The 15,263-nt window shown below is 56.3% G+C and carries 12 protein-coding genes; 9 read left to right on the top strand and 3 right to left on the bottom strand.

The genetic code is table 11. From position 1 onward, the window contains the following. Positions 1-287: 287 nt before the first annotated feature. Positions 288-1,769, bottom strand: coding sequence for a leucyl aminopeptidase (locus LC059_RS03095; RefSeq protein WP_226702359.1), 1,482 nt, complete (start codon positions 1,767-1,769; stop codon positions 288-290). 280 nt (positions 1,770-2,049) lie between these two features. Here LC059_RS03095 and lptF point away from each other — a divergent pair, with 280 nt between their 5' ends. Beyond that, positions 2,050-3,195: an LPS export ABC transporter permease LptF gene (gene lptF, locus LC059_RS03100; RefSeq protein ID WP_226702360.1), complete on the top strand. Its 1,146-nt coding sequence runs from the start codon at positions 2,050-2,052 to the stop codon at positions 3,193-3,195. After that, positions 3,182-4,243 carry an LPS export ABC transporter permease LptG gene (gene lptG / locus LC059_RS03105; protein ID WP_226702361.1) on the top strand — a complete coding sequence of 354 codons (1,062 nt, stop codon included), beginning with the start codon at positions 3,182-3,184 and terminating at the stop codon, positions 4,241-4,243. The genes lptF and lptG overlap by 14 nt, the downstream gene beginning before the upstream one ends. A gap of 92 nt (positions 4,244-4,335) precedes the next feature. On the opposite strand, the gene LC059_RS03110 is transcribed toward lptG, so the two are convergent. Both LC059_RS03110 and LC059_RS03115 read right to left on the bottom strand, forming a co-directional pair. Further along, positions 4,336-4,842: an RDD family protein gene (locus tag LC059_RS03110; RefSeq protein WP_226702362.1), complete on the bottom strand. Its 507-nt coding sequence runs from the start codon at positions 4,840-4,842 to the stop codon at positions 4,336-4,338. Between the two features lie 150 nt (positions 4,843-4,992). Further along, on the bottom strand, positions 4,993-5,493 hold the full coding sequence (locus LC059_RS03115) for a hypothetical protein (RefSeq protein WP_226702363.1): 501 nt from the start codon (positions 5,491-5,493) through the stop codon (positions 4,993-4,995). A 521-nt stretch (positions 5,494-6,014) separates the two neighbouring features. Between LC059_RS03115 and LC059_RS03120 the strand changes: the two genes are divergently transcribed. From LC059_RS03120 to LC059_RS03150, 7 genes are all read left to right on the top strand, one after another. Then, a complete protein-coding gene (locus LC059_RS03120; RefSeq protein WP_226702364.1) occupies positions 6,015-8,741 on the top strand; it encodes a family 20 glycosylhydrolase in 2,727 nt (908 codons plus the stop codon). A 388-nt stretch (positions 8,742-9,129) separates the two neighbouring features. After that, positions 9,130-10,758 carry a GMC family oxidoreductase gene (locus tag LC059_RS03125; RefSeq protein WP_226702365.1) on the top strand — a complete coding sequence of 543 codons (1,629 nt, stop codon included), beginning with the start codon at positions 9,130-9,132 and terminating at the stop codon, positions 10,756-10,758. Beyond that, entirely contained in the window at positions 10,755-11,573 is an 819-nt protein-coding gene (rlmA, locus tag LC059_RS03130; protein WP_226702366.1) for a 23S rRNA (guanine(745)-N(1))-methyltransferase, read from the top strand. Before LC059_RS03125 ends, rlmA begins: the two co-directional genes overlap by 4 nt. Positions 11,574-11,597: 24 nt before the next feature. Then, positions 11,598-12,032 (top strand): tRNA adenosine(34) deaminase TadA, encoded by a 435-nt coding sequence (tadA, locus tag LC059_RS03135; protein ID WP_226703178.1) that lies wholly within the window; start codon positions 11,598-11,600, stop codon positions 12,030-12,032. A gap of 2 nt (positions 12,033-12,034) precedes the next feature. Continuing rightward, on the top strand, positions 12,035-12,472 hold the full coding sequence (locus LC059_RS03140) for a potassium channel family protein (protein WP_226702367.1): 438 nt from the start codon (positions 12,035-12,037) through the stop codon (positions 12,470-12,472). A gap of 127 nt (positions 12,473-12,599) precedes the next feature. Further along, positions 12,600-13,985, top strand: coding sequence for a hypothetical protein (locus LC059_RS03145; protein WP_226702368.1), 1,386 nt, complete (start codon positions 12,600-12,602; stop codon positions 13,983-13,985). Positions 13,986-14,426: 441 nt separating this feature from the next. Next, positions 14,427-15,188 carry an OmpW/AlkL family protein gene (locus LC059_RS03150; RefSeq protein ID WP_226702369.1) on the top strand — a complete coding sequence of 254 codons (762 nt, stop codon included), beginning with the start codon at positions 14,427-14,429 and terminating at the stop codon, positions 15,186-15,188. Positions 15,189-15,263 lie beyond the last annotated feature (75 nt).

The following is a 15,263-nucleotide window of genomic DNA, read 5'->3' on the forward strand; positions in this document are numbered from 1 at the left end:
ATGCCCGGTACCACTTTGTGAAACCTTCCGCGAGAGGGACCTCGCGGAAGAGCCCCCATGGATGGGTTTACGGCGCGTTTCACAAAGTGGTACCGGGTAGCGGCGCCGCCATTTCACTTGTTCTGTGCTTCAGAATCTAGCGTGGTGGCGGTACAGGTGCTGGTGACGATTTGCGAGACACGCCGTAAACCCATCCATGGGGGCTCGGCTGCGGCCGTCCTGGCCGCAGACGGTCTCGCAAATCGTCCCCAGCACCTGCACCTTCTCATCAGCAATTGTGCTTCGGTTTAAACGGTCGTTTGTTTTTTGTTCAGGATGTATTGCAGCAACAAAGGCACCGGACGTCCGGTTGCACCTTTCGCCGCTCCGGATTTCCAGGCACTGCCTGCGATATCCAGGTGTGCCCAGTTGTAGTCCTCGGCGAACCGGGCCAGGAAGCAGGCCGCGGTGACGGAGCCGGCTTCACGGCCACCGATGTTTTGCATGTCTGCGAAGTTGGAGTTCAGCATGGGCTGGTACTCGTCCCACAGGGGCATGCGCCAGGCGCGGTCGCCGGTGGTTTCGCCTGCGGCAATCAGTTCTTCCGCGAGCTTGTCCTGGTTGGCGTAGAGGCCGGTGGCGTGGTTACCGAGGGCGATTACACAGGCTCCGGTGAGGGTGGCGACGTCAATGACCACGCTGGGCTTGAACTTGCCCGCCCAAGTCAGGGCGTCGCAGAGCACCAGACGGCCTTCGGCATCGGTGTTGAGAATCTCGATGGTCTTGCCGCTCATGGAGGTAACGATGTCGCCGGGTTTGCTGGCGCGGCCGCTCGGCATGTTTTCCGCAGCGGCGACAACGCCCACCACGTTGACCGGCGCATTCATCTCAACCAGTGCGTTCATTACACCGAAGACACTGGCCGCACCACACATGTCGAACTTCATTTCGTCCATCATGGCGCCGGGCTTCAGGCTGATACCGCCGGTGTCGAAGGTGATGCCCTTACCCACGAGAACGATGGGTTTCTGGCCGGCTTTACCGCCCTTGTAGTTCATCGCGATCATCGCCGCCGGCTCGTCACTACCCTTGGCAACGCTCATAAAGGCGCCCATGCCGAGGGATTCCATTTTTTTGTTGTCGAGAACGGTGGTGGTCAGTTTTGCGTGTTTTTTCGCCAGCGCCTTGGCTTCCGAAGCCAGGTAGCTGGGGGTGCAGATATTGCCGGGCAAGTTGCCCAGCTCGCGTGCGATATTGCTGCCGCTCGCCTGGCCGCCGCCGAACTCAACACCTTGCTGAATGGCTTTCAGTTGCTTCTTGTCCGGTGCATGTACCGCAAATTTCGCCAGAGGGTAGGGCTTGGCGTCGCTGAGGCAGCGGGTGAATTTGTAACCGGCAAGGCCCGCGGCCAGTGCCAGCTGTTGTCCCTGCCAGGCCACATCGACGTCTTTAACAGCAACCTCGGTGAGGTAGCTGGTCGCGTCTTTCTGGGACTTGACTGCGTTTGCACTGGCGCTGGCCAGTTTGCGGAACTCGGCGGTAGAGATTGGTGCTTTACTGGTGCGAACCAGCAAAATACGCTCCGCACTGCCTTCTACAGCGGGCACCAGCAAGGTGCTGCCAGCGGCACTGCCGAGGTCGCCGCGCTTGAGCAACTTGGCGAGGCTGCCGCCATTTGCCTTGTCGAGGGTGCTGCCGCTGTCGGTGAAGCGGTTTTTGTTGTCGACGGCGATAATGGCGCAGGCAGTGCGCTGTTTGCTGATGTCGGTGACCTTGGCGGTAAACTGCATGTAGACGGTTCCTTGATGTTCTACTAGATGGCCCGAAGCTTTCCCAGGCTACGTTTGGCATTCAACGGTAGCGGGATCTCGTCGCTCGGCAAGCTTCCGGGCCGAGACATTGTCGGGCTTTTTGGTGATAATGCGCCGCACAAGTTTAACCCGATAAGGATCGGATTGCTTTATCCGGTGTCCTATGCTGACGCCGGGGGATTCCAATTGGTATCTAAACTGGAACTTTGATTCCACTCGCTTCTGTTTTCGAACCGCAACCAGGGACGCTGGACACTCAGTGATTATTTTCCGCTACCTTTGTCGCGAACTGCTTGGTGCGACGCTGGCAGTCAGTGCCGTGCTGCTGTTGATGGTGATGAGCGGCCGTTTTGTGAAGTATCTGGCGGAAGCGGCGGCGGGCGACATGTCCGCGGGCATACTGTTTTCACTAATGGGCTACCGCCTGCCAGGCTTTCTGGAGCTGGTAGTTCCACTGGGCTTTTTCGTCGGTATTCTGCTGGCCTATGGACGCCTCTATATCGAGAGTGAAATGACGGTGCTGCACGCCTGCGGCTTCAGCGAGCGCCAGCTGCTGCGTTACACCCTGGTACCCGCGTTATTAGTGGCAGCACTGGTTACGGCGATGAGCCTCTACCTGACTCCCACCGGTATTGAACGTACCTCTCACCTGTTGACTGCCGATAAAACCCGCAATGAGTTTGATCACCTGGTGCCGAAGAAATTTGTCGCCACCGGCGGTGGCCGTGCGGTGTACTACGCGGATGGGCTGAGCGAAGACCGCTCCACCATGCATGATGTATTTCTCGCCGAGTTGGGTAACTCGCGGGGAAACATGGACACGGATCATCAGATTGTTACCGTGGCCCGTGAAGGTGTGCAGCAAATAGACTCGGAAACTGGTTTGCGATACCTGGTGCTCCGTGATGGTTATCGCTACGAAGGTGTGCCCGGACAGAGCGATTACCGGCAGATGGCGTTCGACAGTTACGAAGTACTGCTGGATATTCCCCGACTGCGCTCCAAAGCCAGTGAGAAGTTGCAGTCCATGTCGACGGCGGCACTGTGGAAAAGCGAGAACCCGCGGGAACGAGTCAACCTGCACTGGCGCTTTAGTCTGCCGGTGCTGGTTCTTGTGGTGGCGATTCTCGCGGTCCCACTGAGTCGCACCAATCCCCGACAGGGGCGCTACGCCAAAATGATCCCCGCGGTTCTTCTGTACATCGTCTATCTGGTGGCCCTGCAGGGCGTTCGAGGTGCAATCGAAGACGGCAAGATAGAACAGGCCTGGGCCATCTGGTTGGTGCATCCGCCGTTCCTCATCCTGGGGCTGTTACTGCTGGGCGGGCGCAATCGCAAGCCACGCAAACGCAGACTGGATCCACCGGCGGGTGACGACAATGGAGGCGCTAATGTCCCGGCTTGATGCGTATATCGCCCGCACCATAACCCTGGCAATCCTCGCGGTACTGCTTGTCATCCTTGGACTGGACGTGATTTCGGCCATTGTTGACCAGCTCGAGGACCTCGGTGGCGATTACCAATTCACCAATATACTCGAATACGTGCTGTGGACTCTGCCAGAGCGCATATACAGTCAGCTGGGATTTTCCGCCCTGGTGGGGTGTATGGTGGGGCTGGGCACACTGGCAGGCACCAGTGAACTTACGGTTATGCGCGCTGCCGGGATATCCATTGGGCGGATTGCCTGGGCGGTGATGAAACCGGTACTGATATTGATTGTACTGGGGCTTTTTCTCGCAGAGCTGGTAATCCCTGTAACAAACCAGACTGCCGAGAGCCGCAGGGCTATAGCCCAGGGGGAACTGGAAAACTCCGGTCTGGAGCAGGGGTTGTGGCTGCACGACCGAGACGAATTTGTTCATTTCAATGCCGCATTGCCTGGCGGCACCCTGTTTGGCATCACCCGCTACCGGTTTGATGAAGATCGGCAGCTGGAGCGCGTCGTGTTTTCCGAGCGCGGGCTCTATGAAGGCGGGCGCTGGACGTTGCAGAACAGTCGCCAGACCAGCCTGACACCCGAGCACGCATCCAGTAGCGTGGAGGCCCGCTCCTACTGGGATTCGGATATCTCGCCGGATCTGTTCTCCCTGGTAATACCTCTGCCGTCCGATCTGTCGCCGCGCAACCTCTGGTCCTACGGCAAGTTTCTTGACCGCAAGGGTGAAGAGTCTGCCCGCTATTGGCTGGCGTTCTGGAAGAAAGTACTGCAGCCATTGACCATTGCCGGCCTGGTGATGATGGCGATCTCGTTTATTTTCGGGCCGCTGCGGGAAGTGACTACTGGTCTGCGGGTGTTTACCGGGGTGATCGTGGGGATCGTGTTCCAGACGGTGCAGGATATGCTGGGGCCATCGTCGGTGGTGTTCGGATTCCCGCCGTTTATCGCGGTACTGGTCCCCATTTTGGCCAGCTTCCTGCTTGGCTGGTTGTTGCTGAAGCGGGCGCGCTAGCCATCAAACACAACAATATTCTGTGAAGGAGCTGCTGCGTGGTAGCGGCTCCGTCGCAGCGTTATCGGGCGCGCATCTGCATTCGCCCGGAATCAGAGCTTCTTCTCTTTCTTTTTCTTCGGCAGTCGTCGCACTTCCGAGTCCGATGCCAGATCGTGCCAGCTGGCGCCATCCGTGCGGAAGTAACCCCACACAAACCCCAGAAAGAAACAACCCACAGAAATTGGTCCTACAAGGGCGCGGATAAAACACTGGTACCAGCTCAGCTGTACGCCATTGTTGTTCGCCACCATCAGCCGCCAGGCGCGCATGCCAATGGTCTGGCCGGCTGCGCGCCAGGACCAGAAAAAATAGCCCGCAGTAACCAGAAGCAGACCGAGCTGATAGAGGGGGCCGCCCACGCAGGGGGTGTAGTCGATATGCTCCGGCTGGCAGTGCAGGCCGCCGAAGGTGGTGGCGACGAGCAAGGCGAAAAATCCGTACACCATCCACAGTCCAGCGACGATCAGAATGTCATAGACCAGGGCCATCAGCCGAGGCAACACACGGGCGTGGGGAAGCTGGTTGAATTGGGTGGGAGTCTTGACTGTTTCGGGCACGGGTATCTCCGCCGGTAAGAACTGGCGGCGATTCTAGCAAAAAGGTGCAGGGGCCGGGGAGAGTGAGTAGGGGGCTAAAGGTGGTAAAAAGGGGGCCATAGCCCCCTTGCGGTTCTTCAGGACGGTGATCCGATATTTCGCTGGAGTGGATCAGAACTCGTACTGTATAGAAATCTTGAACTTGTCATCCGACAGACGGAAGTCATAGTCGAGCGCATTGTTCAGGCGGCCACCGCTATTGGTGTAGCGCAACAGCGGATGTTGTTTACTGCGCTTGTGCTGTTCCATATAGGTCTTGAAGCCCATCTTCAGGATCTCATTCACTGCGCGGCCACCGGTCACGTTCTGGGTCTCTTCCGGGCGGGTGTGTTGCTCCAGCCACTGGTGGTTCAGGCGACGGTGCACCATGCCCATAGAGTTGTTGCGCAGGTTTTCGGCTGATTCGAACAGGGCCTGGTTGTCCATGCCAAAGGCGCTATCAATGAAAAAGGCGTTGTCAGCCTGAAGATTCAGGGCGCTGGTGGAGTCGGGAATGAAGATGTCGTCGGCAAGCAGGGGGGCGGAAGCAGGCAATAGCACGAACACGATCGCAGCCGGCAGGCTGGATACTAGGCGCTTGTTGGAACGAAACCGAGTACTGCAAGTTTCCATTTTTCCACCCCGGGCGTTTTACTGGCTCAGAAAGCTGATGAACAGCGTCTGAATTTATTATGGCTCACCCTTTATAAACTGTTGTATCTCACAATTTCCGGTGTTTTTCCAACGACATGTCTGACTTCATTGTTGCTTGTAGTCATGTTTCTGTGGGGCCCGCAGTTACTGGATATCTAGAGTTTTGCCCAGTCTGCGGGGCCTGCAGGGCGGAACCCGCCAATGTTTTTTAAGACCAAAACCATTGAGTCGCAATCCGCCTTATAAAAACTTTGTCTAGTCGTTCCGGTATTGGATCGTTAACGGGAAAACTGGTTCAGCAGTCATATGACTGGTGGCGCACAAATGGTCGCCCGAATCATCGATCAAGTTGACGGAAACAGAGATTATCCTCCCGCTTGTTGACAGCGCTGTCTTTTTCGCTATGGTGGATCACCGACCGGATTGTGAATTTCCGGAGTGACACATAAGAACACTATTGGCATCAGTACACGGTGCTTCCACTTATAAAGAGAAGATCGATGAAACGACTCCCCCTCTTTGCCAGCCTGGCGCTATCCGCCTTTATTGCATCCTGTGCAGATCCGGAGTCTGCCAGCCCTGCCCAATCTGCTGCGGGCGCCGGGGCAGCGCCGGCGCGTATTGCCGCCAATTTTGATGTAACCCAGGAAGTGCTGATCAATTTTCAGGGCGCAAATGCGGATCTGCGGGCCCAGTGCAAGAACGCTGGCGGCAGCGGGGCGACGTGTTCCACTTACCGGATCAGCCTGATCAATAACGGCCCTGCCATTGGTGCTGACGAGCGCGACTGGACGCTCTACTTCCACAGTGTGCGCCGCTCGCTGGCACTGCTGAACAGTGACGCCTTCACCCTGGAGCGGGTAAATGGGGACTTGCACCGCCTGGTCCCGACGGAAAAGTTTGCCGGTATCGCCGCTGGCGAGACGCTGCCGCTGGACTTCCTGGCAGAGAGCTGGATGCAGTTTGAGTCCGATTTCCAGCCGCGTCTGTTTGTTGTGGACGCTGAGGGAGAGGCACATGTCATCCAGTCTACGGATACGGATGATCTGAGCGATATCGTGTTGCCGATTACCAAGAACGACCCAGACAACTGGAAACGGGCGGCCGATGACGCCAACACCCTGGCTACGGCTGCGAGCCGGTTCACGCAATTTACTGCAGACGCGGAGCTGGTTGCCGATGAGGGTAGCGACTGGCGTAGCCGGATTATCCCCAAGCCCGCTTCGATGAAGCTCACCAAGGGTATGCCGGTGAAACTGGCACAGGGCGTGACTATTCAGGCGGAAGACCTGGCGGAGGGCAGTGTGACTGCTCTGCAGCAGCGGATCGAAACGCTGGGGCTGGCGGCCACCGGCTCTGAAGCTTACGCGGTATCCGTCACTGTAAATGCCGCTGCCTTTCCGGGGCAGCCCGAGGGTGCCTATCGCCTTTCCGTTGGTCGGAAAGGTGCAGAAGTAAGCGGCGCGGACCAGAGTGGCGCTTTTTATGGCGTTCAGTCACTGCTGGCGCTGGTAGATCTGCAGAGTAACAGCCTGCCGCAGGCTGTGGTTGAGGATGCCCCGCGCTTTCCGCACCGCGGCTTTTTCCTGGATGTGGGGCGCAACTTCCACAGCAAGGAGGTGGTGCTGAAGCTTTTGGACCAGATGGCTGCGTACAAGCTCAACCGCTTTCACTTCCACCTGTCGGACGATGAGGGATGGCGGCTGGAAATACCGGGCCTGCCGGAACTGACGGAAATCGGCAGCCAGCGCTGTTTTGATCTGGATGAAAATCGTTGCCTGCTGCCCCAGCTGGGTTCAGGGCCACATGCGAACAATTTCGGCAGCGGTTATTACAGCGTTGATGACTATGTAGAAATCCTGCGTTACGCCGCCGACCGCCAGATTGAAGTGGTGCCGGAGTTTGATATGCCCGCGCATGCGCGCGCCGCGGTGGTAGCGATGGAGGCTCGCTATCGTAAGCTGAAGGACTCAGATCTGGCGGCCGCTGAGGCCTATCGCCTGATCGACCCGCAGGATGATACCCAGTACCTGTCGGTGCAGTTCTATAACGACAGTTATATCAACCCCTGTATGGACTCCACCTATAACTTCGTGGGCAAGCTGATCAGCGAAGTCAAAACCATGCATCACACCGCTGGACACCCGCTGAAAAGCTGGCACTTCGGTGGCGATGAAGCCGTAAATATTCTCGCCTCGGACGCATTTGAAGTGGGCCCCGGTGAAAATCCCGATAAGGGTGACGTCGGTGCCGAAAAACGCGATAAGCCGTGGAGCAAGTCTCCCCAGTGCAAAGCGCTGATCGCCAGCGGTGAAGTAGAGGCCATTGATGAGCTGGGCGAACTCTACGCCAAGCGAGTGAGCAAGTTGGTGGCCGATGCTGGCATTCCCACCATGGCTGCCTGGAACGACGGTGTGAAGAAAATCAGTAACGCCGGTGATGAGCTGGCCACCGAGCACAATTATGTCAATTCCTGGGCGCCTTTGTTCTGGGGTGGTGGTAATGAAAGCACGCATTTCGCCGAGACAGGTTTTGACCTGGTGCAATCGCACTCCGATTATCTCTACTTCGATATGCCTCAGGAGGTAGATCCGAAAGAGCGCGGTTACTACTGGGCGTCTCGCTATACCGATACCCGTAAAACCTTCAGCTACGCACCGCTGAATACAGCGCAGTTAGCGGAGCTGTACCCCAACCGCGATGGCCACAGCTGGGACGCGACCTCTCCGTCCGCGGAGTTTGCCGACAGTGTGCGTGGTATCCAGGGGCAGCTGTGGAGTGAAGTGGTGCGCACCGACGAAGCGGTGGAGTATCAGGTGTTCCCACGCCTACTGGCCCTGGCGGAGCGCGCCTGGCATCAGGCCTCGTGGGAACTTCCGATTAAAGAAGGGCAGACGTTCTCTGGCGAAACCACTTTTGTCGACAAGCAGGCCCTGGCGAAAGACTGGGTGGGCTTCTCCGCAGCACTGGGGCAGAAAGAGCTGCTCAAGCTGGATCGTGCGGGTATCGGTTATCGGGTGCCGGTTCCCGGTGCAGTGATTGAGGGCGACCATATAAAAGCGGCACTGCCGTACCCCGGGCTGACTGTTGAGTATTTCAATGGAGAAATCTGGCAGCCACTCGGCGAAGCCGTGGCGCCGGAAGCGGTACAGTCTATCCGCGCACGTAGTGCTGATGGCGAGCGCGCCGGGCGACCGGTAGCACTGGACGCAAGGGTAGCCCTCTAAGTTAACCCCTCTAAGTTAAACCCTCTAAGTTAAATCCAGAGTACCGGGTGCCCGTCTATCGGGCGCCCGATTTTGGGTGCCGACTCGTCCCCCTCATCTTGACCTTTTGGTCACTATCTCCCTCGCTTTCCTCTTTGTACTTTCTATTTCTTGCTATCCGGGCTCGCACGGTCGACCGCCCGCCGCAAGTACCTCGCCGCGCATGTCTACAATTGCTGGAGCAGTTACCGGCAAGTGTGTGCGAATCTCTCACGGATTTCGGAATTACCAGTGTATTACCGCGCTGTTCGCGCTCTATCGCCGGGATTCGGTGTTAGATTGAGCATTGCATACCCGGTACCGGTGTTGCCATTTTCGAAAAAACATAATTTTTACAAGGGAGAGGGCCATGGCGAGAAGCAAGGTATACGACTACGTGATTATCGGCGGGGGGTCCGCTGGGTGCGTACTCGCCAATCGCTTGAGTGCGGACGAGCAGAATCGGGTCTGCCTTCTGGAGTCTGGCCCCTCCGATCACAACCTGCTGATCCAGATGCCCGTGGGAATCGGATATCTGGTACCGGGCAAACGTTTCAATCTGCATCACTATACCGAGCCCCAGCCGAATCTTGAGAACCGGCGCCTTTTCTGGCCGCGCGGCCGTGTGTTGGGTGGCAGTAGCGCCATCAATGCCATGATCTACACGCGCGGAAATCCGGGTGATTATGACGCCTGGGAGAGCGCGGGAAACCCAGGCTGGGGGTGGGCTGGCATGCTGCCGTATTTTCTGCTCGCCGAAGGCAATCAGCGTGGCAGTGATGCCTATCACAGTGGTTACGGCCCGCTGGCAGTTTCCGATCTCAAATGGAAGTCTGCTGCCGGTGAGGCATTTGTGAGTGCCGCACGGCAGGCGGGCCATCGCGCCAATCACGATTTTAACGGGCACCACCAGAATGGCGTCGGCTTTTACCAGGTTACGCAGAAATTTGGCCGGCGTTGCTCGGCGGCTACTGCCTATCTCCACCCGGTCAAAAACCGCCCCAACCTAAGCATTTTTACCAGTGCGCCCGCCGCACAGCTCGAATTTAAAGGCGACCGTGTGTGCGCCGTAACTCTGCGCAATGGTCATCGCATTGTTGCCAACAAAGAAGTGATTTTGTGCGCGGGCGCGATCCAGTCCCCACAGTTGTTGATGCTGTCGGGGGTGGGGCCCGAGGGTGAGTTGAAGAAACTGGGGATTGTTCCCCAGTGCCACTTGCCCGGCGTGGGACAGAATCTTCAGGACCACCTGGATATTACCCAAGTAGTAGAAACCAACCGGGCGGTCGGGTTTAACGATGCCCTATGGCCGAAGTTCAAGGCAGCGCTGCGACTTCCAGAATACCTGTTCTTGAATCGGGGCATGCTGACCAACAATGTGGCGGAGGCAGGAGGGTTTGCCAGTTCCAGTCTGGCCGGGGAGTACCCGGATATTCAATTTCACCTGAGCGCGGTGCCTCTATTCGATCACGGGTTCAATAAAAAACCGGGTAACGGCTATTCGCTGCACGCCTGCGCACTGCGGCCAAAAAGTCGCGGCAGTATTTCCCTGGTGTCTCGGGATCCCAAGGCGCTGCCCGCAATTCAGCCAAATTATCTTTCCGATCCAGAGGATCTCCAGGTGCTGGTGGAGGGATTTGAAATGGCGAGAGAAATTATCGAGCAGCCTGAACTGAAAAAATTGCAAAAACGCTGGTGGCTACCCGAGCAATCGCTGACCAGTAAGGAAGCCATTACTAATTTTATTCAGCAAAAAGCAGAGTCTATCTATCACCCTGTTGGTACCTGCAAAATGGGGCGGGATGACATGGCCGTGGTCGACAGCGAACTGCGTGTGCGCGGTGTGGATGGACTGCGTGTGGTGGATGCCTCCATAATGCCCACCCTGATCAGCGGCAATACCAATGCGCCGGTGATCGCCATTGCGGAAAAAGCGGCTGAAATGATTCTCGCCAAACCCGCGCTACACAAACATCAGGAAATCAGCGAAAGCGCATGATCTGGCAGTGCCCCCATTGCAGAGAGTCTCTTGAGTTAGCGGAGCGAACCTGGCGCTGCGCCAATGGCCATAGTTTTGATTGTGCCAAAGAGGGGTACGTCAATCTTCTGCCGGTTAATCAAAAACGCAGCCGTGAGCCGGGGGATTCTGCTGAAATGCTCAACGCTCGCCGGCGTTTTCTCGAAGCGGGGCACTACGGCCCGCTGGCGGATGCGATTGGCGCGCAGCTACAGAGTCTTTCTGCAGGACCAGCACCTGTACTCGACGTAGGCTGCGGAGAAGGCTGGTATGCGCGAAGGCTAGTAGAGCATGGCTGGCCTCCAGCGCATGTATTTGGAGTGGATATTGCCAAGGCCGGCGTGCGGCTGGCGGCAAAAAAACAACCACAAGCGCATTTTGCCGTGGCGAGCAATTACCACCTCCCGGTGGCCGCCAGTAGTGTGAACGCCGTGTTGCGCGTGTTTGCGCCAGGACCGGCCGAAGAACTCCGGCGGGTACTGAAGCCCGGTGGTGTCCTGGTGGACGTTTCCCCTGGGCCAGAACATCTCTGGAGTCTTAAAAGCCGTCTGTACGATCATCCGCAGCGGCACGAGTCACCCGAAGCGGTGCAAGGTTTGGCTCCGGTGAGCGAATTGCGTTGCGAGTTTCCCCTGAGCATAAAATCCAATGCTCAGGTACGAGACTTTCTGGCTATGACACCGTTCGCCTGGAAAGGGCGCGCGGAAGCCCGCGAGGCGCTGGAACAACAGGAAACGTTGACGCTGGAAGCGGATTTTCTGTTGCGTGTATACCAAAAGAACGAAGGGCAGGATTAACAAGTGGCAACGCCGCGTGACTACATGTTTATGCAGCAGGCACTGGCGCTGGCTGCCAAAGGGGCCGAGCTCGGTGAAGTGCCAGTGGGTGCACTGGTGGTGCTTGATGGCGAAGTGATCGGCGAGGGTTTTAATCAGCCAATTTCTGCATCTGATCCAAGTGCCCATGCAGAAGTAAAGGCGCTGCGTGCGGCGGCAGCGCACCAGGGGAACTACCGTTTGCCCGGTGCTACCCTGTACGTGACCATTGAACCCTGTACCATGTGTTTTGGAACCCTGATACACGCGCGCATAGCACGCCTCGTATACGGTGCTGCTGAACCCCGCGCGGGCGTAGTGGTTAGCCAGCTTCAGCTGGCGGAGAAAACATTCTTCAATCACAAGATCGAAGTGGAGGGGGGCGTACTGGCAGAAGACGCCGGCGCCCTGGTCCGGGACTTTTTCAAGAAACGGCGCTAGATATGCTCTTGGCAATTCTGATCAATTCGCTGCTGGTTGCTGTGGCGGTAGTGATTCATCACGAAGCGCTGAATTTTCTATTCTGGTTAGGGCGGAAGCTCAACGTACGGCGCAATGTAGGTGTGCTGATCGGTGTATTCGGCGCGCTGGTTGCGCACAACGCGGAGATCTGGTTGTTCGCGATAGGGTACTTTTATATGTATCACTCGCCGTACTTCGGTACGCTCGAGGGGAACTTCACGGGAACTCTGCAGGATTGTGTCTACTTTTCATTTACGACCTATACCTCTCTCGGGCTCGGAGATATCGAGCCCCACGGTGACCTGCGTTTCACCGTGGGACTGGAGGCGCTCACCGGGCTGGTACTGATCACCTGGACCGCCTCCTTCCTGTTTTTGAAAATGCAGCGCTTCTGGCAGAAGGAGCTTGAAAAGAGCTAGTCCGCCGGCAGCGATTACTTAGCTGCTACTTGGCCACTACTTGGCCATTACTTAGCCATTACTTAGCCATTACTTAGCCGCTATCGGGAGCTATTAAGGAATCTTGATAGAACCTTCAGGGAATCATATGAATAATAAATTATCAAAAGTTCCAGGCATTGTTCTGCTTGCTGCATTGATCGTGTCGACGCTGACCGGGTGTGACGGGCGTAAATCACCTGAGGAGGAGTCTAAAGAGCAGCAATCCGGGACGGATACGCCCTCTGCGTCGGAAGCGCAAAAAGCCGATGTCGACCCGGCACTGGACCAGGTCGCTCAGGAATACGTCCGTCTAGTGCTGACGCTGGGTAACCACGATAAAAGTTACGTGGATGCCTACTACGGCCCAGCGGAGTGGAAGACAGAAGCCGAAGCGGATGCCGCCTCTCCGGCAGAGCTCGCCAGCCGGGCAGAAATGTTACTGAGTAAGTTGCCACAGGATATTGAGCCGGCGAGCGACCTGCACACCCTGCGCCAGCATTACCTTAAAACCCAGCTGAAAGCGGTGGCCGCCCACGCCCATCATATCGCCGATGCCAGTTTTCGCGATTTCCAGCGGGAGGCCAAGGCTCTGTACGATACCGAGCCACCTGTGCAGGAATACGCCGAGTTTGACCCGGTGCTGGCCCAGCTGGAGCAGGAACTACCTGGCAACGAGCCGCTGCACCTTCGGGTACAAAAATTCCAGCAGCAGTACCGGATACCGGAAGACAAGCTGGCACCCGTATTCAATGCGGCCATCGAAGAATGCAAGAAGCGTACTCTGGCGCATATGGCGTTACCGGCGAACGAGAGCTTTGAACTTGAGTACGTGCAGGACAAGCCCTGGAGTGGCTACAACTGGTATCAGGGCAATGCCCACAGCCTGATCCAGATCAATTCCGAGTTACCCATTTATATTGATCGCGCGGTAGACCTTGGCTGTCACGAGGGCTATCCGGGGCACCACACCTACAACGCGCTGCTCGAGCAGAAGCTGGTGAAGGATCAGGGGTGGCCTGAGTACAGCGTTTACCCTCTGTTCAGCCCCCAGTCACTGATTGCAGAGGGCAGTGCCAACTACGGCATCGAGCTCGCTTTTCCCGGGGGAGAGAAAACCCGCTTCGAGCAGGAGACGCTGTATCCCCTCGCTGGTCTCGATTCGTCAACGGCGGAGAAGTATCAGCGTGTGCTGTCACTACTGGCACAGCTGAAGTTCGCAGAAAACATCGTCGCGAGGGAATATATCGATGGCAAAATCGATCGTGACGAGGCTGTCGCCCGATTCCAGAAGTACACTGCCATGAGCCCGGAGAAGGCCGCGCAGCGGGTGCGCTTTGTGGATACCTACGGCGCCTACGTGATCAATTACAACTGGGGCAAAGCCTTGGTGAAACAATATGTGGAAAACGGTGCCGAGACGAGCGATGCACGCTGGCAGAAGTTCTCCAGATTGCTCTCTTCTCCACGACTTCCCTCGTCACTGAACTGGTGATGCCAGAGATTAGGGCGAGTGAATTTCTCGCCCTAACTTTTCTTTACGTTTCGTTCCCTTCTTTCCTTCTTCCTTCCTGACCCTTCTTTTCTGACCTGAATGTCGTCTGAATGACTGACGGAAATTATCCTATTTGAATTTTCTCGCGAAGAGTTTTCCACAGACGTGGCACTGAAATTATCTTCTGTGGAAAAGTTTGGCGTTTGAAGGCACCTTTTTGGCGCTTATATTTTCATTTTTCCAGTGCGCATAACTGACGCTGATTTTTACGTCTGGCGCGAAAATTACTTTAATGGAAGTGTGTGGCGTCAATATTGTGCAAAAGTTCCACGGTTAAAGATTTTTTTTGGTTGTTTTTTCTACAGCTGGTTGTGTCCGTGTCTAAACTGACAGTGATTGGGTTAATTGCTGTTTAATTTGCCGAATACGATGGAGTTCTCAATGAAAAAGACACGCGTTCTGACACCGCTTGCAATCGCTTTTGCCGCAATGGTTGGTGCTCAACAAGCATCTGCCGACTGGCTGAGTGATGGTGATTTTGTTGTCCGTGTGGGCGCCAGCTGGGTGGACCCGGATGACAGTGATGATAACCTGCGTCTTAATGATGGTTGGATCAAAGAAGATTTCGATATCGACAGCGATACTACCTGGAATATCTCCGGTGCCTGGCTGCCAGTAGAGCACTGGGGTGTGGAACTGATGTATATCGGTGCGACCGATCATGATATGGAGCTGGATCGGGTTCGCGTTGATGACGTTATCTATGACATCGATGGTTACGATATTGGCAGCTTCGAGGCGTCGTACTCCAATGCGTACCTGAACTGGTATCCCCTGAGCCGCGACTGCCTGGGTCAGCCTTATGTTGGTATCGGGGTGAACTATACCGACTTTAGCGATGAAGGCTTCTCACGTCGCTACAACGACTTGCTGATCGACAATGATGTGCTCGCTACCGACGCACACTTTGGCCTTGGACATTCCTGGGGCTTCACCGGTCAGATCGGTGTGGATTTCCGCTTTGGTCGTGAAAGCGCGTTCCTGGTAAACGCTGCGGTTCTGTATATCGATACAGACACCGACTTCAATGTGTACTACAAGGATGCGCGCTCTAGCGACCCATCGCTTACCCGCCGCGCGACAGTAAATGATGTGGACTTCAGCCCATGGGTGTTCAACCTGGGCGTTGGCTACTCTTTCTAATCGACTTGTGAGATTGAAAAGTAGCGTTCAAGGATGAACGGAAAGGCACCCTCGGGTGCCTTTTTCATTAATAGC

The sequence above is a fragment of the Microbulbifer elongatus genome (assembly GCF_020524885.1).
Taxonomy (GTDB): Bacteria; Pseudomonadota; Gammaproteobacteria; order Pseudomonadales; family Cellvibrionaceae; genus Microbulbifer; species Microbulbifer elongatus_A.